Here is a 15,710-nt window from a genome sequence, read left to right on the forward strand (position 1 = left end):
CATTCCCTTCTTTTTATTACCCGTTAGCCTTGTGTATGTGTCGGCCCCAGGTATTTAGTCAAGTAAGGGGAAAAAACCTCATAAATCAGCGTCAACGGCTTTCCATGATGCCAAAACAGATAGTGGCGTCCCCAAAATGGCCCATTTTCGCCAAACGCTGCCTCTAAAGCAGTAGAGTTACCGTAGTAAATCCCTTGAACATCTCGATACAACTCAGTCCGCAGATGAGCAAGACTTGCCCAAATTGGCAAAGAGCGATTTTGTAAATATTCATCTACGTGGCTGGCTTCCCACCAAGACGTAGCATAAGCCAACCGCTGGCCCGACGGTGTACGCAGCCAGACTTGACGGCGCAGACGCGGCCCTGGCACAAAGTTTATCTGGTCGGGGGCGCGATCGCCATCCATGCCAACAAGCGACATATCAATTACATCCACTTCCGTAGGTTCGCCAGTCAGCAACTGTAGGTGACGTGTCGGCGAACCATCGCCCAGCAGTAATATCTGCCAAGCTGGTGCTAGCTGGCTGTGAGGCAATCCTTGCTGCACTGCTGCTTCCTTACCCTGCCAAATCGGGTTTAGAGGATACCATGCTGTTGGCAGGGCGACGCTGTTTGCGGGTCTCAGAGTTGAAGCCAAATTTCTTTACAAATCTTCATCAGTTCTATGAAAACATAAAATTTTACATGGTGGGAACATACCCCAGAAAAAAATATGAGTGCCGAGTAACTTTTCAATTGCTACTCAGCACTCATTAGTAAAATATGCGGATGGCGAGACTCGAACTCGCAAGGCAAAGCCACACGCACCTCAAGCGTGCGCGTATACCAATTCCGCCACATCCGCTTATGAACTACAAAAACGAAATAATGAAAAATGAACTAATCAATTTCATCATCGCTCATATATATTAGCACCATTAGCGCGATCTGAAATATTTTTCAGCGGATCTCCGAAGGGTCTATTCTACTGAATAGGGAATCAAAAAGCACCGAAGATGCGGTTTTCAAAAATTTTAATTGCCAATCGCGGAGAAATTGCCCTGCGGATTCTCCGTACCTGCGAAGAAATGGGTATTGCCACAGTTGCCGTTCATTCTACGATTGACAAGCACGCCCTCCACGTCCAGCTGGCCGACGAAGCTGTTTGCATTGGAGAACCCCCCAGCGGAAAAAGTTATCTAAACATTCCAAATATTATTGCTGCGGCTCTGACGCGCAATGCAGGGGCAATTCATCCCGGGTATGGGTTTTTAGCAGAAAATGCGCGTTTTGCAGAGATATGCGCCGATCACCAGATTTCTTTCATAGGCCCTCAGCCGGAGGCAATTCGGGCAATGGGAGATAAATCAACTGCTAAAGAAACCATGCAACGGGCTGGAGTGCCCACAATACCGGGAAGTGATGGGCTGGTGGAGTCAGACAAAGAAGCCATAGCGATCGCCCGTAAAATTGGCTATCCCGTAATGATCAAAGCAACGGCTGGCGGTGGCGGACGAGGAATGCGTTTAGTGCGCGAAGAAAGCGACCTGAGCAAACTCTTCCAAGCCGCACAGGGAGAAGCCGAAGCAGCTTTCGGCAATGCTGGCGTCTATCTAGAAAAATTTATCGACCGTCCGCGGCACATCGAATTTCAAATACTGGCTGATAGCTACGGCAATGTCATCCACTTAGGCGAACGAGATTGCTCCATCCAACGACGGCATCAAAAGTTACTAGAAGAAGCACCAAGCCCAGCTTTGAGCCAAGAACTCCGAGAAAAAATGGGCACCGCCGCCGTGATGGCAGCCAAGTCAATCAACTACCTTGGAGCAGGCACGGTAGAGTTTCTACTAGCTCCCACCGGCGAATTCTACTTCATGGAAATGAACACCCGCATTCAAGTTGAGCATCCCGTAACTGAGATGATCGCCGGATTGGACTTGATAGCAGAACAAATTAACGTAGCTCAGGGGGAAAAACTACAGCTTACCCAAGACCAAGTGGTTCTTAGAGGCCATGCGATTGAATGCCGGATTAATGCAGAAGATCCGGAGCGCAACTTCCGACCGCAGCCGGGGCGCATCAGCGGCTATTTACCTCCCGGTGGCCCAGGCGTCCGGATGGATTCTCACGTCTACACAGATTATGAAATTCCGCCTTACTACGACTCGCTAATTGGCAAATTAATCGTTTGGGGGCCAGACCGTCCAGCAGCGATTAGGCGAATGAAACGGGCACTGCGCGAGTGTGCTATCACTGGGCTGCCAACTACTCTTAGCTTCCACCAAAAGATTTTGGAAAATCCTGAATTCTTGCGCGGGGAAGTATACACGAATTTTGTTGAGCAGGTCATGCAGTCTGGTAAGGGGTAATGGGGCATGGGGAATAGGGGCTGGGGAAGGGGAGACGCCGATAAATCTACGTCTCTACTGGGGAATAATCTTCCCAATCCCTAATCCGCCATTACCTAGATGCCATCATCGTTAAAAGGCCTTGCTGTCCTAAAAGAATCTCGCGGATGAGGCTGCAAATGCCCACCCAAACGATAGGGCTGATGTCTACGCCACCCAAGGGGGGAATTAATTTTCGCGTCGGTATCAAAAAAGGTTCTGTGGGCCACGCGATGAGATTGAAGGGAAAACGATTGAGATCTACTTGGGGATACCAAGTAAGGACAATCCGAAAGATAAACAAAAAGGTCATCAAGCCCACAAGTGGACCAATAAGCCAACTGGCAAGGGTAGTAGCGTCCATTAACAACTATATTTTTTAACTTTTGTAACCAAATTGCTATATCATTTTAACTTAGCTCCAGACGGTGATTAAGTGGCTCAAACCGACGAATCCCTGTGTGAGAGGCAAATTGTAGGATCTTTAACGCTCTTCTCAAGGTGAGAAGAGATCGTTAAAATTAATAAAAAGAAATCCTTGTAAAGAGAGCGAAGACTATGACGCCTTCATTAGCAAACTTTTTGTACAGCCTCCTGTGGGGTGGCGTGATTGTAGTGATTCCGGCAACGGTTGCCTTGATTTTTATCAGCCAAAAGGATAAGATCCAGCGTTCTTAAATTTGTGTAGCCTCCTGAAACCTCAGTTGGAAACTAGAACAACTAAAAATAGAGTTGCTCTGTGACCATAAACTGAGGTTTTGTGTATCTAAAGCTAGATGGTAAAACCCGTAGAGTTGAAAAAACCCGTTTTCGTGTAGAAAACGGGTTTCTGAGTTATAAAAAAAAAGCGCCTTAGTGGACTAACATCGAATTAGAAATTTTAATTGTGAGTCGCTAACATAGAACTGACGCACGGAAAAAAGCAATGGTAAATTTTGGGCTAAACTCAGCCAGTATTTTGGGAATTTTTCTGGCGGTGGCGGGGGCAGGATTATATTTCCTGCGCTCCGTGCGTCCAGAGCTATCAAGAGATCACGATATATTTTTTGCGGCTATAGGTCTGTTGTGCGGCTTCATTCTGCTCTTTCAGGGATGGCGGCTAGACCCAATTTTGCAATTCGGTCAGGTTTTGCTGACAGGCTCGGCTATATTTTTTGCAGTTGAGAGCATTAGACTGCGGGGTGTGGCAACAGAGCAGGCAAAACAACGGAGCGATCGCTTTGTGGATGAGGAGCGAACCGTTAGCAAGGTCTATCGAGCAGAATTAGATGAACTAGAGCCAATGGACGAAGAACCCCCCAGACGCCGTATTAGAGGAACTCTAGATTCTAGAAGCAGCCGCGAAAGCTATGAAGATGAACCCCGTCGTCGTTCAAGCAGCCGGGGTGGTACTGAAAGACCAGCGCCAGGAGGCGAGCGGGGAGGAGAGAGAGACTCTTACGGCGGACAAGCTACGCGATCGCGCAAGTCTCGCCCCCGTCCCGAAAGCCGTCGCCCTGCAAGATCGGAAGATGAGTGGGGTTCTTCAAACGGCGTTGATGATTTAGATACATCGGCTAACACAGGTAGGAAAGCGCGTCGTCCTAGCAGTAGCGATATCCCAGATCTAGACAACCGCGATCCTGATACTGCCACCAAACCAAGAAAACGTCGTCCGCCTGAAGATTCCGTATCTCGACGTAATTCATCACGTAATTCATCAGAGGACGAAGCAACACCAGCAGACTACGTGGATTACAAACCCGTAGACTACCCCGAAGACGAAGGCGATAACTCGCGCAATTTCGATAAAGACGATTTTTAAAACTATTGGGCGATAATTTGGTGTAAGGGCGGAACCTTGACGCCCTTACTAGAAAAAATCCTCCTTCGTTGTGCGGATAAGTGAATGTTGCCTGCCACTTTGGGTCGCTGGGTAAGGTGTGGTATCTGGTTAAGCATTGCCGGGTTAGTCGCAGCCTGTAGCCCAGTTAATAATCCTGTGGGGCCAACAGCCCTCAACAGTCGTTACACGGATGAGCAACCGACGCTTAGTGGCAACGGTCGCTTTATGGCATTTGTATCCAACCGGAACGGCAAGCAGCAGATATTGCTGTATGACTTGCAACAGAAGCAGTTTGTAGAATTGCCGAGATTGAATAGAGAAGATGCGATCGCAGACAGCCCTAGCCTAAGCCACACCGCTCGTTATATTGTTTACATGGCCAGCGACCAGGGACGCCCCGAAGTCGAACTCTACGACCGCATCACAAAATCTACACAAGTTCTCAGCATCGGGTATCGCGGTTGGGTGCGACATCCCAGTATCAGTCCTGATGGTCGCTACATAGCCTTTGAAAGCGGCACCAAGGGACAATGGGAAATAGAAGTACTAGACAGGGGGCCTAATATTGAGTTAGATATCCCAGATGGCAGCCCATCCCCCCGACAGTGAAGAGTTCATTATTTCTATCAGCAGTTGTTGTCTTAGCTGGGTTGTTAAGCAGTTGTAACAGCTCAGGTCGCCTTTTGATCTTTCCCTCCGATCCAGGAGGGCGCAGCTTAAATAGCCCAGCGTCAGAATTAAATCCTCAGATTGCCAACCGTTACATTGTCTTTACCTCCGATAGGCGGGGCAGGCAAGATATTTATATGTTTGATGCTGTAGAGCAGCGCTTGGTCGATCTACCTGGATTAAATGCTCTAGATATGATTGGCTCTCACCCAGCCGTTTCAGAAAACGGTCGTTACATAGTTTTTACGGGTAGTCGCCAAGGCAAGTCAGGAATTTATCTCTACGACCGCGAACTACGCCAGCTAAGGAATCTTACAGAAACCTTGCAAGCAGAGGTGCGGAACCCAAGCATTAGCGCTGATGGCAGTACTGTTGCCTTTGAGTCTAGCGAGAATGGTCAGTGGGATATTAGAGTTTATGACAAATCGGGGCAACCGCTTAATTTTCCAACTTATTGATGAAATTGCAGCTCGATTGGGGTTTATTAATTTTGTTAGCAGCTGTATTGAGCATAGGTGGCTGCACGCAGCTGTTCGCATCGCAACCGCAAATCCTTACAGGTGGAATTAATAGCCAGACACCGGACGAGTACCCAGCTTATAGCAGCGATGGTAGATATCTGGCCTTTGCTTCAGACCGGAATAACAACAGAGATATATTTTTATACGACTTACAAGAACGTCGTCTTGTCGATTTACCCAATCTAAATCGTGGGGACTCCAGCCAGGATCAACCTGCGCTGAGTGCAAATGGTCAGTTTATTGCTTATGTTTCTACAGAGCGGGGTAAGACGGATATTTTGATCTACAATCGCCAAACCGGGGCTACACAACTGTTAACTGTAGATATCCGAGGTTCGGTACGCCATCCAACAATTACCGGGGATGGACGCTATGTGGCTTTTGAAACTAGCCAACTAGGTCAATGGCATATTGCTGTTGTAGATAGAGGTGCTAGTTCAACCCCGGCTCGATAATAAACATTAGTTAGTAAGGTGGGCAGTGCCCACTTTACTAACTAGGCTTGATAGTAAAAATTACTTGGTTCTTGTAATTGCTAACGCAAGCCGAGCCAGGTAAAGAGGTCTTGCTGCGTGAACAATTCCAGCAACAATAGACCGACAAAACCAATCATGGCGAAGCGTCCGTTCAGTTGTTCGGCGTAAGAGGAAAAGCCAAAAGCGGGTTCTGGCTGGTTGTAGTTTTCTTGGAGCGATGGTTGAGCTGAGGGAGTGGTGTTGGTTTCAGGATTCATGAGTTGTAGTGGAAGAAATAGACTCCTGGGATTGTACTTCTAGATTTTGTACGGATTCAATGAGCGATCGCACTACATCGGCTCCCTCTGAAGGCTCGAAGGAAAAAGGAAACTTGCCCCGCGCTAACATCCTTAACCCCAACGGCCCCAAGCTTATCAACCCCTTAATATCTCGAAAAGAATTACCTACTACCTGCAAACCAAACTGGCGCTCATCAATCCAACCTCCTTCTTTAACCAGTTCGATTAATACTTTCCGGTGGCGGATAGAGCGGCTGGCTTGATCGTCTTTACGGTCGAGTATTTCCTGTTTAATCTTACCGATTTGATCCATGGGCGCTACGCCCATTGGGCAGACTGTATTGCAGTAAAAACAGCGGGTGCAACCCCAAACCCCCGCTGTGCCAACGTTGTATTTTTCCAAGCGAGGTTCTGTCTGGGCATCGCGAGAATCTGCTACCATCCGGTAAGCTTTTGCTAGCGCATGCGGGCCAACAAATTCTGGATTTACCTCGCGGGCATTGCATTCAGAATAACAAGCACCGCAGAGAATACAATTACCAGTTTGGTCAAGGCGCGATCGCTCTTCTGGCGTCTGCAAAAATTCTCTTTCCGGAACCTGCCGCGCACCCGTGCTGACATACGGTTCAACTGCTTCGAGGTTATCCCAGAAGCTACTCATATCCACCACCAAATCCTTAATTACAGGCATATTGCCCATTGGCGCGATGGTGATTTCTGGAATTCCACTTGATGTTTGTGGGAACCGTGCCAATTCACTGCCAACATTTTCCTTACAAGCCAGCGCAGAACGACCGTTGATTCGCATAGAACAGCTACCGCAAATGGTGTTGCGACAATTTTTGCGATATGCCAAACTACCATCCTGCTCCCACTTAATGCGATTTAAGCAATCTAAAATTGTATTGCCTGCATCAACATCCAGCTGATAAGTCTGAACTTTAGGGGAGGAATTTTGCTCCTGCCGAATGACCTTAAAAATTACTTGCATGACGCCTGGATCTTATAATCTAAACACTCGCATCATAAATCTGCCGTTATCTTACTTCGTGCAGGTAGTTAGCGCACCACCAAACAGAGCTATTACCAGATATGCTGCTGTCAATTCTCTGACACACGTTTTAGAGTTGGGCGATGATTTTTCTGCCACTGCTTATAGTCTAATAGTTTCAACCTCTTCCAGCATTAAAGACTAGAGTGCTATTGCGCTGTAAAACCTGGACGCTGGCAAAAAGTTAGCTTTTTCTGCCACTAACATTAAGTATTGATACCCAAATGTGCTTGATCTAAAATTTCTAATTTTAAAATTAAATTTTAAAAAATACTTGTCAAAGCCGAGATATTTAAGTATATATTTTTTATAAGACTAAAGGATTGAACTAAGGCTATATTTACTATACTGTTACATTGAAGGATAATTTCTAAAGCAATGACTGAAACACAAAAAAGTCCCTTGACAGGGAAAGCACTACTTCAAAAAGTAAAAGAACTTTCAAACTTACCACGGCGAGAAACAGCAAAAAGCTGCGGATATTACACCGTGACTAAGAATAACCAGACTCGCGTCAACTTAACAGATTTTTATGATGCGGTGCTGGCAGCAAAGGGCGTTCCTCTCGATCCAGAGGGAACAAAAGATGGGCGTGGCCGAGAGGCGACTTATCGCGTGAGCGTACACAAAAACGGACAAATTGTTATTGGTGCAACGTACACGGCAGCGATGGGATTAAAGTCCGGCGATGAATTTGAAATAAAATTGGGCTACAAGCACATCCACCTAATTCAGATGGATGCTGATAAAAAGATCCTCGGAGAGGAAGACGAAGAGGAGGATGAAGAATAGGAACTTTAAGTATCTAGGCGTAGGGTGCTTCTAACAAATCGCCCTGGCAATTTGAGGAAGTATCGCTATGTTTGACAAAGGATATGGTCAGTTACAAGCAGCAATTGCTTCATCGACTGGACTGTTGAAAGCGATCGCTTTTTTCTTAGTCTGGGCAGGTCTTTGGTTGCCACTGGCCATTCCTGTGGCAATAGTGCTGAAATGGCGTCCCCTAAGCCCTCTGAAAGTAGAGCAAAAGCTACCTCTACTAGCTTCGCTTTATCTTATCGCTCCTTTAATTGTGTGGGGAGCATCTTGGGCGGAGGGGTCGTCTTTTTCCGATTATGGATTAGAGTGGAAACTTTCTACCCTAGTTTCACTAAGCCTGGGGTTAGGCTTGGGTGTCCTAAGTCTGGCAGTAATATTTGGCTTGCAATCGATGCTGGGTTGGATTGAGTGGCAAAAGGAAGAAAAGCCACGAGATTGGCTATCGATAAGCAAATCTATCTTGTTGCCAACGCTGTTAATAGGACTGTTGGTAAGTGGAATTGAGGAATTAATATTTCGAGGATTTCTGCTAAATGTACTACAGCAGGACTATTCAGTCTTAGTGGCGGCGGCAATATCTAGCGTCATTTTTGCTTTGCTGCACTTAGTTTGGGAACAGCAAGAGACATTGCCACAAATACCAGGATTGTGGCTGATGGGGATGGTATTAGTGCTGGCGCGGATTGTAGATGGTGGCAGTTTAGGTTTAGCTTGGGGATTGCACGCGGGTTGGATTTGGGGAATTGCTAGCCTGGATACAGCTAGGTTGATTAATTACACAAGCGTCGTCCCAGCCTGGATGACTGGAATAGGAGAAAAACCCTTAGCTGGGGGTGCGGGAATTGTTTGTTTGTTAGGAACTGCTGCGGTTTTGTGGTCATTTTCTGGTTAGTGGTAAAGCAAGGCGATCGCATTGTAGTTCCCGAAAACGCTTCCTCAGAGAAAAAAAGTTTATCGCTACCGGAATATAGGATGGAGCTGTTGTAGAGAATTCCAGCAACCACAAAGCGAGGAATTTTTATGACAGCCATTGAATTGAATAAACAAATGCACCTGGAGTATTTAACTGGGTTGAAAGGGTTTATTAGCTTTGCTAGAGATCCTGGTGAAACAGACTCAGTTTTTGATATGGCCGAGGGATTTCGCCATACCGAGACTTATCAACTTTCGATGGAGTACCTGAAATCTCAACCGGAGATTCAGCCTATTGTAAAAGAACGCTATATTGCTCCAACTCCGGATATGGAAGCACTGCTGAAATTACCCGAAGAATCCCTTGGTTATAGATATGCTTCTTATATGAAGGGGTCAAATTTTGACCCGGAATTTTACCGAAAAATTCAAGTACAGGACGATAACACCTACATTTCATTACGCCTACGACAAACCCACGATATTTGGCACCAGATAACAGGTTTTGGCACCGATCCAGCAGGAGAGGTAGGACTACAAGGATTTTATCTCGCTCAAACTCACACACCTACATCAGTGGCGATTATGGCGGGAGTAATTTTGAATACTCTGCTCAAGTCCGCAGATGATTTGACTGATGTGATGAGCATAATTGGCAAGGGATATAGCATGGGTTTAAAGGCAAAACCCTTCTTAGCACAGAAGTGGGAAGAGAATTGGGAGAAGCCGTTAGCAGAGTGGAGGGCTGAAATGAATGTTGAACCTATAACTAAATCTGCTTGATTTAAATAATAAGAAAACAGCGCGATCGCGCTTTGTCTTTAGCGGTGCATCTCTTACTCACAGCCAATAATTAGTTCTGGTCATCAGGCGCGGTGCTTCAGTAAAGGATTTCACTTAACTGCGCGAGTTGCGCTTACAATCGTAACGGGATTTAGAGGAGAAAACCGTGTCAAGTGTGCGATTGGTACGGAACGCGATAGCTGCACTTGCAACAACTGGTAATCCCAACCGCGATCGCGCAACCATCCCAAACCCGCATTCAGATGTTCCAAAGTAGCCAGCGCCAGCACCAACACGCCACAAGCTGTCAATTTGCTACTACAAACATCTAAAATTTCACTCAAATTACCACCGCTACCACCAATAAAGATGCGATCTGGTTCTGGTAGCTGATCTAATACAGCTGGTGCTGTACCGTGAATGGAGATAACATTTTCCACTTGGAAGCGCTGACAATTTTGTTCAATTAAACTTGTACCCGCTGCTGTTTTCTCAATGGCATATATCTTAGAAAGAGGGAATAATCGGGCAATTTCGATGGAAACTGAACCCGTACCCGCGCCTATGTCCCAGATAATTTGTCCTGGTTTTAGTGCTAGTTCTCCTAATACGAGAACGCGCACTTCTCGCTTAGTCATTAATCCGGGGCGATCGCTAAAACTTAAAAAAGTTGCATCAGGCAATCCCAAATGCGGCAAAGCATCTAAATTCAGATTTATTTGTGCATCTGATTTAGGCTGGCGCAGCAATACCACCACATTCAAAGGTGCAAAATTCTGTTGTCGGAGAGACGCCGCTTTATCTCCTCTATCTTCTAATGGAAAAAACTGCACTCGCTCATCAATACCACCTAAATTTTCACATACCCAAAACTGATAATAGCTAGGTAAATCTAAAGCAAGTAAGAGTCGCGCGATCGCATTCGGTGTATTCGTCCCATCTGTTAATACTGCAATCTTCTCTACACCTTGTTGCAGCGCTTGGATTAACTCATCCAGCGATCGCCCGTGTGCGCTAACAACCCGCGCATCTTGCCAAGGAACTTTAATTTTGTTAAATGCTAACTGCACTGAACTCAGATGCGGGTGAAATATTAATTGTTCTGTGGGTAGTTCTTCTAACAGCAACCTCCCTAACCCAAAAAATAAAGGATCGCCACTAACCAGTACCACAATTACATCGGATAAATTGTTTAGGCGTTGGCGAATTTCCTCGATAGCTGGGGTAAAGTCTCGCAGTACCAGACGCGGTGCTGGATGAGTTGAGAAATAGCTGAGGTGGCGATCGCTTCCTACCAATAGCGTAGCCCCATCCACAATTTGCCGCACCGCTTGACTTAGCCCAGCCGCGCCATCCAAGCCAATTCCAACAACGTGTACTGGTGTCATAAAAAAGTAAAAAGTAAAAAACAAAAAAGCAAAAGGAAGAAGTACTTTTGCATGAAAACCTTTTACTTTTTACCTTCTTTTTCCTCCCACGCCAAGACTAAAAGGGCGTTTAAAATTGCAGCCGCAACAGGCGAACCACCCTTACGCCCGTCCACGATAATTTGAGGTACTGGTGCTTGAGCAAGTGCTGCTTTTGACTCTAATACTGAGATAAAACCAACAGGGGCGCCAATTACTAAAGACGGTTTGACTGGTGCTAGTGGCAACTCAGCGCAGAGAGCTAGCAGCGCTGTAGGAGCATTACCGATGACAAATATGGCATCGGGAAATTGCCCGAAACATTGCATTAAGCCTGTTTCGGTGCGCGTTTTGCCCGGTAGCGCGTGGGATACTTGTTCCACTGCGGCGATCAGGGGGTTATTAAAAGTTTTAGCCACCATTGTGGCGACTCCCTGTTTAACCATGCCAACATCTGTAATAATTGGCACGTTGCGGATGAGAGAAGCGATCGCGCCTTCAATTGCTCCCGGACTAAATCGTATCAGCTTGGCAAAGTCAAAATCAGCCGTGCTGTGGATCGCACGCCTTACAATCGCATACTCGGCTGGGCTAAAGTTATGTTCGCCAACCTCAGCATCGATTACAGCAAAACTTTGCTCCAAGATGGGATGATTTAGCAAACTCATAAAAAGTGATGAAATTATGAACTATAAATTTTATAATTCATAGTTCATAATTCAGGATTTTAAAACTGCAAAACAGGCCAATCGGGTTCGCGATAATAGTGCGTCATATCGTCAAACTTGCGGAGTTCTGCATGGTGGCTCCATAGTTCTTTGGATTCTCCGTCAAGCCAAAGATCGTTTAATTGTGAAAGAGTAGTGCAGAAGCGATCGCTGTCCAAGTTAGGCGGAATATCCCCAAAATACCCCAGAGTAACATGGGGTGTAAAGCGATATTGCTGTTCAATACCTAGTCCAATCAAATTATGATTTTGATAAATTGAGCGGCGAAATTGCAATATCCGGTCATAGGCTTGTTCGTCCTTGGGTAGTAAACATACAGCCAAAGCGCGGGGCATTACCATCAACCCTAGAGGTTGCCAGCGAATCGGATTGCCGCCAGATGTAGATTGTTGATATTGCTCAAAACTTTTGGCGATCGCTCCCCTCAGTTGCACCTCAAAATCAGGCTTCTCACTAGCGTGACGGTAAGCGCTATCCCAAATCAAGTCAGCTACGGTTAAATGAAAGCTATCCGGAGGCACCGGAACCATCATCCCAGCGTCTAGCTGCTGCACAAGCTGCTCTTGGCAATTTTTCAAGGTAGCGTAAAATGATGAACTCTCGGAGTCTTCTACCCAAGGTGGCGTTATCACCGTATAGCCAGGGAAAGCCACCGGATGCCTGCCACCATCTGGGTGGGGCCGAAACTTGGGAGACTCCTGTATGTGCTGCACTTGCGATTGGTAGGTTGCTGGTAGCGTCAGGCGTGCTACCCGATTTAGATAAACCTGATAAGTCTCGTCCAATCTTGATCCCCTCGCTGCTGGTGATTCTTTATGTCAATTTTCCTCTATTGGGGAGAGGATGACTTTGGTCTGCAAAAAGCTGTTACAGCCCTACGCGATCGCGTCCTCGATCCCATATGGGCTAGCTTTAACTATGACAAAATCTCTCCCGATCGATCCGATGCCATTATCGTGGCACTAAACCAAGCCATGACCCCCCCTTTTGGAGCAGGCGGGCGTTTAGTCTGGTTAGTAGATACCACCCTATGCCAACACTGTTCTGAAGAACTGTTGGATGAATTGGAGCGCACCCTACCAGCAATACCCGACTCTTCTACGCTGTTACTGACCAGCCGCACTAAACCCGATGGGCGTCTTAAATCCACCAAGCTGCTGCAAAACCACGCCGATATAAGAGAATTTTCTCTCATTGCGCCCTGGAAAACCGAACAATTGGTGCAGCAAGTGCGACAAGTTGCCGGGAACAAGGGGCTAAAACTAACCCCAGAGGCTGCCGAACTGTTAGCACAGGCGGTGGGTAACGATACTCGCCTCCTATCCACCGAATTGGATAAGCTGCAACTATACGCTGCTGCCAAGGGAGGGCAAGAGGGAACTATCGAAGCCAAAGCCGTTACCGCTCTAGTGACATCTAGCACCCAAAACAGCTTGCAGCTAGCAGGTGCAATTCGTCAAGGGGATGCAGCAAGGGCGATCGCTCTCGTCGCCGACTTAATAAACCGTAACGAACCTGGATTGAAGATCGTAGCAACGCTTATCGGGCAGTTTCGGACTTGGTTGTGGGTCAAACTAATGTTAGAGGCGGGCGAACGGGATGACAAAATTGCCAGCGCCGCCGAGATAGGCAATCCCAAGCGCGTTTACATTCTCAGGCAAGAAGTTAGCGCCTTAAAGTCGGGGCAACTCAGCCGTACATTGCCCTTACTACTAGAATTAGAAGTTAGTCTGAAACGCGGTGCAGATCCTTTATCAACCTTACAGACAAAAGTGATAGAACTTTGCCAACTGTGTAAGCGTTAGTACAGAAATAATCATGGCAATGGCATTTTGGCAAGGTGGGCGATCGCTACTCGGTTATATCTTATCTTTGCGCCCGGGGTAAAGTTTGTGGCCTTGCTGGAACTTCTTGCCCTTAAAATAGTTCAAAAAACTTGATTCCTTGTGCTGTTCTAGTTTGCTGTTCTTTCTTCGCACGCGCTAATGATGACTTCCTACAGTTCCCGTCCTTCCCTAAATCGCTTATTTTCCTATTGCCTGAGCGTTGGGACTCTCGCTACGCTCAGTGTGCTGTTGGGCTTCGCACCGAGTCTATCGACGAGACATAGCTATAATCTCGATTTTAGTTCCCAAGCCTCCGCGCAAGACAATCAGAAAAAGCTCAGAAACTACGCCATGTCTGTCATGGCGATGGAGCCAGGTCGTCAAAAGGCCTATGAGGAAATTAAGAAACTTGTAGGTACTCCTCCTAACCTTGAATGTAGCAAACCTGACAGCCTTAACGCCTTGCCTGCAAATGTTAAGGCGATCGCTGTAAATTATTGCAATCAGTCGAGAAAGATTGTCGAAACTAACGGCCTGACTATTGAGACGTTCAACCAAATTACAGTTGATATGCAAAAAGATCCGGCGTTACAAGCACAGATTCAAAGAATAATGCTGGATATCCAAACCAAAAAGTAAGTAGCTAAGGCAAAATACTGATTCTTTGAATGCTGCACTTCTCAGCTTTAATCTTGCTCTGACAGCTAGGGAGCGCAACCGCAGCCAAAACACGCTTTTGAACCTTCCGACGGTCAAGCCTGTTTCTGCGGTTGCTCAGATGGATGGTACTGCGCGATCGCATCTTACCGCCCTTACCCAACTTGCATCTTATCCCAATGCCTAAGTATCGGTACTCTTGGGAATGCTAAATTTGACACAACGCTTGCCCGCAAATCCAGATGCAGTTGTTAGCTATACTCTTTCGCTAACAGCCGATGAGCGCACCCGCAGCCGCCATCGCTTTGAAACCCAGGATGGTGAAGCCTTGTTTTTGCGCTTACCTAGAGGGACTGTACTGCGCGATCGCGATCTCCTCCAATCTGAATATGGCGATACTCTAGTCCGCATTGCTGCCAAACCCGAACCTATTCTCACCGTTACAGCTAAAGAACCCCTAGAATTGCTCCGCGCTGCCTACCATTTAGGCAATCGCCACGTAGCCATAGAAATTGCCCCCACTTACTTAAAGTTATCTCCTGACCCAGTTTTAAAAGCGATGCTCGAACATATGGGGATGGAGGTAAAAGAGGAAGTTTTACCTTTTCAACCAGAAACAGGTGCTTATGGACACCAGCACTAAGGGCGAATGGGAACTGGGGATGGGGGCGCCGGACTCCGGACTCCGGACTCCGGACTTTGGATCGCCAATGTCCCATGCCCTCTTAAGCCTGTTGCAATTAGCTAGCCCAGCGCTGCCAGTGGGAGCCTATAGCTATTCCGAAGGTCTGGAAACTTTAGTTGATGCAGGTATAATCGACAACCAGCAAAACTTAGGACAATGGTTAGAAGACTCGCTGCGCTATGGTGCGATTCGGGTAGAGGCAGCAGCGATGATCCGAGCTTATCGGAGTGCTAGCATTAATGATTTAGAGGCGTTGAGCTACTGGAATGCGTGGGTTACAGCAGCCAGTACAACAGAAGAATTGCGAGAGCAAAGTTGGCAGATGGGTGGTTCGCTGATGCGGCTGTTGGTGGAATTGCAGCCATGCGTGAGAGAAATAGCAGAAGCGATAGGTAATCCATGTAATTACGCGATCGCTTTCGGCATCGCTGCCGCTTGTTGGCAAATACATCTCCACGCTGCTTTACTGGGCTACTTACACTCTTGGGCAACAAATCTCACCAATGCTGGCGTCAAACTGATTCCCCTCGGTCAAACAAGCGGGCAACAGTTGCTTCTAAATCTGCAAACGACCCTCAGTAAATCTGCTGTAGAAATTTTAGCCTTAGAGGATGACGACCTAAGTAGCTGCGGCTGGGGATTGGCTCTAGCAAGTATGGCTCACAAAACTCAATATTCGCGCATATTTCGCAGCTAAATTACAC

General features: G+C 46.8%; 22 protein-coding genes and 1 tRNA gene. 15 read left to right on the top strand and 8 right to left on the bottom strand.

The features are described 5' to 3' along the window. Positions 1-23: 23 nt before the first annotated feature. Together H6F77_RS06885 and H6F77_RS06890 are read right to left on the bottom strand one after the other, a co-directional pair. A complete protein-coding gene (locus H6F77_RS06885) occupies positions 24-626 on the bottom strand; it encodes a chorismate lyase (RefSeq protein WP_375335924.1) in 603 nt (200 codons plus the stop codon). Positions 627-764: 138 nt separating this feature from the next. Further along, positions 765-845 (bottom strand) — tRNA-Leu (locus H6F77_RS06890). A gap of 151 nt (positions 846-996) precedes the next feature. On the opposite strand from H6F77_RS06890, the gene accC reads away from it, so the two are divergent. Next, positions 997-2,352, top strand: a complete 1,356-nt coding sequence (gene accC, locus H6F77_RS06895) for an acetyl-CoA carboxylase biotin carboxylase subunit (protein WP_190486674.1) — start codon at positions 997-999, stop codon at positions 2,350-2,352. Between the two features lie 91 nt (positions 2,353-2,443). Here the strand turns inward: accC and H6F77_RS06900 are convergent, their stop codons facing one another. Next, positions 2,444-2,734, bottom strand: a complete 291-nt coding sequence (locus tag H6F77_RS06900; RefSeq protein WP_190486676.1) for a YggT family protein — start codon at positions 2,732-2,734, stop codon at positions 2,444-2,446. Positions 2,735-2,928: 194 nt separating this feature from the next. Between H6F77_RS06900 and psbX the strand changes: the two genes are divergently transcribed. The 5 genes from psbX to H6F77_RS06925 all read left to right on the top strand — a co-directional run bounded on the left by psbX (position 2,929) and on the right by H6F77_RS06925 (position 5,840). Further along, on the top strand, positions 2,929-3,048 hold the full coding sequence (gene psbX / locus H6F77_RS06905) for a photosystem II reaction center X protein (RefSeq protein WP_190486678.1): 120 nt from the start codon (positions 2,929-2,931) through the stop codon (positions 3,046-3,048). Positions 3,049-3,295: 247 nt separating this feature from the next. Then, on the top strand, positions 3,296-4,174 hold the full coding sequence (locus H6F77_RS06910) for a Ycf66 family protein (protein ID WP_190486680.1): 879 nt from the start codon (positions 3,296-3,298) through the stop codon (positions 4,172-4,174). Between the two features lie 84 nt (positions 4,175-4,258). Beyond that, positions 4,259-4,804, top strand: coding sequence for a TolB-like translocation protein (locus H6F77_RS06915; protein WP_190486682.1), 546 nt, complete (start codon positions 4,259-4,261; stop codon positions 4,802-4,804). After that, positions 4,801-5,322 (top strand): TolB family protein, encoded by a 522-nt coding sequence (locus H6F77_RS06920; protein WP_190486684.1) that lies wholly within the window; start codon positions 4,801-4,803, stop codon positions 5,320-5,322. Before H6F77_RS06915 ends, H6F77_RS06920 begins: the two co-directional genes overlap by 4 nt. Further along, positions 5,322-5,840 carry a TolB family protein gene (locus H6F77_RS06925; protein ID WP_190486686.1) on the top strand — a complete coding sequence of 173 codons (519 nt, stop codon included), beginning with the start codon at positions 5,322-5,324 and terminating at the stop codon, positions 5,838-5,840. Before H6F77_RS06920 ends, H6F77_RS06925 begins: the two co-directional genes overlap by 1 nt. Positions 5,841-5,920: 80 nt before the next feature. On the opposite strand, the gene H6F77_RS06930 is transcribed toward H6F77_RS06925, so the two are convergent. Both H6F77_RS06930 and H6F77_RS06935 read right to left on the bottom strand, forming a co-directional pair. Then, the gene (locus tag H6F77_RS06930; RefSeq protein ID WP_190486688.1) at positions 5,921-6,118 is read right to left on the bottom strand and encodes a CAB/ELIP/HLIP family chlorophyll-binding protein; all 198 of its coding nucleotides are present in this window, start codon (positions 6,116-6,118) and stop codon (positions 5,921-5,923) included. Then, a complete protein-coding gene (locus H6F77_RS06935) occupies positions 6,108-7,130 on the bottom strand; it encodes a succinate dehydrogenase/fumarate reductase iron-sulfur subunit (RefSeq protein ID WP_190486691.1) in 1,023 nt (340 codons plus the stop codon). Before H6F77_RS06935 ends, H6F77_RS06930 begins: the two co-directional genes overlap by 11 nt. Between H6F77_RS06935 and H6F77_RS06940 the strand changes: the two genes are divergently transcribed. From H6F77_RS06940 to H6F77_RS06955, 4 genes are all read left to right on the top strand, one after another. Continuing rightward, the gene (locus H6F77_RS06940; protein ID WP_190486693.1) at positions 7,129-7,335 is read left to right on the top strand and encodes a hypothetical protein; all 207 of its coding nucleotides are present in this window, start codon (positions 7,129-7,131) and stop codon (positions 7,333-7,335) included. The two genes, H6F77_RS06935 and H6F77_RS06940, sit on opposite strands and share 2 nt — an antisense overlap. A 233-nt stretch (positions 7,336-7,568) precedes the next feature. Then, the gene (locus H6F77_RS06945; protein ID WP_190486695.1) at positions 7,569-7,982 is read left to right on the top strand and encodes an AbrB/MazE/SpoVT family DNA-binding domain-containing protein; all 414 of its coding nucleotides are present in this window, start codon (positions 7,569-7,571) and stop codon (positions 7,980-7,982) included. 67 nt (positions 7,983-8,049) lie between these two features. Further along, positions 8,050-8,901: a CPBP family intramembrane glutamic endopeptidase gene (locus H6F77_RS06950; RefSeq protein WP_190486697.1), complete on the top strand. Its 852-nt coding sequence runs from the start codon at positions 8,050-8,052 to the stop codon at positions 8,899-8,901. Between the two features lie 128 nt (positions 8,902-9,029). Next, positions 9,030-9,704: a Coq4 family protein gene (locus H6F77_RS06955; protein ID WP_190486699.1), complete on the top strand. Its 675-nt coding sequence runs from the start codon at positions 9,030-9,032 to the stop codon at positions 9,702-9,704. A gap of 110 nt (positions 9,705-9,814) precedes the next feature. On the opposite strand, the gene cbiE is transcribed toward H6F77_RS06955, so the two are convergent. The 3 genes from cbiE to H6F77_RS06970 form a co-directional block, all read right to left on the bottom strand. Then, positions 9,815-11,092, bottom strand: coding sequence for a precorrin-6y C5,15-methyltransferase (decarboxylating) subunit CbiE (cbiE, locus tag H6F77_RS06960; RefSeq protein ID WP_190486701.1), 1,278 nt, complete (start codon positions 11,090-11,092; stop codon positions 9,815-9,817). A gap of 62 nt (positions 11,093-11,154) precedes the next feature. Then, positions 11,155-11,778, bottom strand: coding sequence for a cobalt-precorrin-8X methylmutase (locus H6F77_RS06965; protein WP_190486703.1), 624 nt, complete (start codon positions 11,776-11,778; stop codon positions 11,155-11,157). Positions 11,779-11,837: 59 nt separating this feature from the next. Beyond that, positions 11,838-12,623, bottom strand: coding sequence for a DUF1868 domain-containing protein (locus H6F77_RS06970; RefSeq protein WP_190486705.1), 786 nt, complete (start codon positions 12,621-12,623; stop codon positions 11,838-11,840). 30 nt (positions 12,624-12,653) lie between these two features. Between H6F77_RS06970 and holA the strand changes: the two genes are divergently transcribed. From holA to H6F77_RS06995, 5 genes are all read left to right on the top strand, one after another. Further along, positions 12,654-13,643 carry a DNA polymerase III subunit delta gene (gene holA / locus H6F77_RS06975; protein ID WP_190486707.1) on the top strand — a complete coding sequence of 330 codons (990 nt, stop codon included), beginning with the start codon at positions 12,654-12,656 and terminating at the stop codon, positions 13,641-13,643. A 183-nt stretch (positions 13,644-13,826) separates the two neighbouring features. Continuing rightward, positions 13,827-14,303, top strand: coding sequence for a DUF4168 domain-containing protein (locus H6F77_RS28270; RefSeq protein ID WP_255515698.1), 477 nt, complete (start codon positions 13,827-13,829; stop codon positions 14,301-14,303). A gap of 25 nt (positions 14,304-14,328) precedes the next feature. Beyond that, positions 14,329-14,508, top strand: a complete 180-nt coding sequence (locus H6F77_RS06985) for a hypothetical protein (protein ID WP_190486711.1) — start codon at positions 14,329-14,331, stop codon at positions 14,506-14,508. A gap of 18 nt (positions 14,509-14,526) precedes the next feature. Further along, the gene (ureE, locus tag H6F77_RS06990; protein WP_190486713.1) at positions 14,527-14,964 is read left to right on the top strand and encodes an urease accessory protein UreE; all 438 of its coding nucleotides are present in this window, start codon (positions 14,527-14,529) and stop codon (positions 14,962-14,964) included. 67 nt (positions 14,965-15,031) lie between these two features. Then, on the top strand, positions 15,032-15,703 hold the full coding sequence (locus H6F77_RS06995; protein ID WP_190486741.1) for an urease accessory protein UreF: 672 nt from the start codon (positions 15,032-15,034) through the stop codon (positions 15,701-15,703). Positions 15,704-15,710: the final 7 nt, after the last annotated feature.

The organism is Microcoleus sp. FACHB-831 (assembly GCF_014695585.1).
Classification (GTDB): Bacteria; Cyanobacteriota; Cyanobacteriia; order Cyanobacteriales; family FACHB-T130; genus FACHB-831.

Bases quoted from the DNA above. Each gene is read 5' to 3' on its own strand.
- H6F77_RS06965 (WP_190486703.1), bottom strand. From the start codon at position 11,778: ATGAGTTTGCTAAATCATCCCATCTTGGAGCAAAGTTTTGCTGTAATC.
- H6F77_RS06910 (WP_190486680.1), top strand. From the start codon at position 3,296: ATGGTAAATTTTGGGCTAAACTCAGCCAGTATTTTGGGAATTTTTCTG.
- H6F77_RS06945 (WP_190486695.1), top strand. From the start codon at position 7,569: ATGACTGAAACACAAAAAAGTCCCTTGACAGGGAAAGCACTACTTCAA.
- cbiE (WP_190486701.1), bottom strand. From the start codon at position 11,092: ATGACACCAGTACACGTTGTTGGAATTGGCTTGGATGGCGCGGCTGGG.
- accC (WP_190486674.1), top strand. From the start codon at position 997: ATGCGGTTTTCAAAAATTTTAATTGCCAATCGCGGAGAAATTGCCCTG.
- H6F77_RS06935 (WP_190486691.1), bottom strand. From the start codon at position 7,130: ATGCAAGTAATTTTTAAGGTCATTCGGCAGGAGCAAAATTCCTCCCCT.
- holA (WP_190486707.1), top strand. From the start codon at position 12,654: ATGTCAATTTTCCTCTATTGGGGAGAGGATGACTTTGGTCTGCAAAAA.
- H6F77_RS06995 (WP_190486741.1), top strand. From the start codon at position 15,032: ATGTCCCATGCCCTCTTAAGCCTGTTGCAATTAGCTAGCCCAGCGCTG.
- H6F77_RS28270 (WP_255515698.1), top strand. From the start codon at position 13,827: ATGACTTCCTACAGTTCCCGTCCTTCCCTAAATCGCTTATTTTCCTAT.
- H6F77_RS06950 (WP_190486697.1), top strand. From the start codon at position 8,050: ATGTTTGACAAAGGATATGGTCAGTTACAAGCAGCAATTGCTTCATCG.
- psbX (WP_190486678.1), top strand. From the start codon at position 2,929: ATGACGCCTTCATTAGCAAACTTTTTGTACAGCCTCCTGTGGGGTGGC.
- H6F77_RS06925 (WP_190486686.1), top strand. From the start codon at position 5,322: ATGAAATTGCAGCTCGATTGGGGTTTATTAATTTTGTTAGCAGCTGTA.
- H6F77_RS06955 (WP_190486699.1), top strand. From the start codon at position 9,030: ATGACAGCCATTGAATTGAATAAACAAATGCACCTGGAGTATTTAACT.
- H6F77_RS06930 (WP_190486688.1), bottom strand. From the start codon at position 6,118: ATGAATCCTGAAACCAACACCACTCCCTCAGCTCAACCATCGCTCCAA.
- H6F77_RS06900 (WP_190486676.1), bottom strand. From the start codon at position 2,734: ATGGACGCTACTACCCTTGCCAGTTGGCTTATTGGTCCACTTGTGGGC.
- H6F77_RS06940 (WP_190486693.1), top strand. From the start codon at position 7,129: ATGACGCCTGGATCTTATAATCTAAACACTCGCATCATAAATCTGCCG.
- H6F77_RS06915 (WP_190486682.1), top strand. From the start codon at position 4,259: ATGTTGCCTGCCACTTTGGGTCGCTGGGTAAGGTGTGGTATCTGGTTA.
- ureE (WP_190486713.1), top strand. From the start codon at position 14,527: ATGCTAAATTTGACACAACGCTTGCCCGCAAATCCAGATGCAGTTGTT.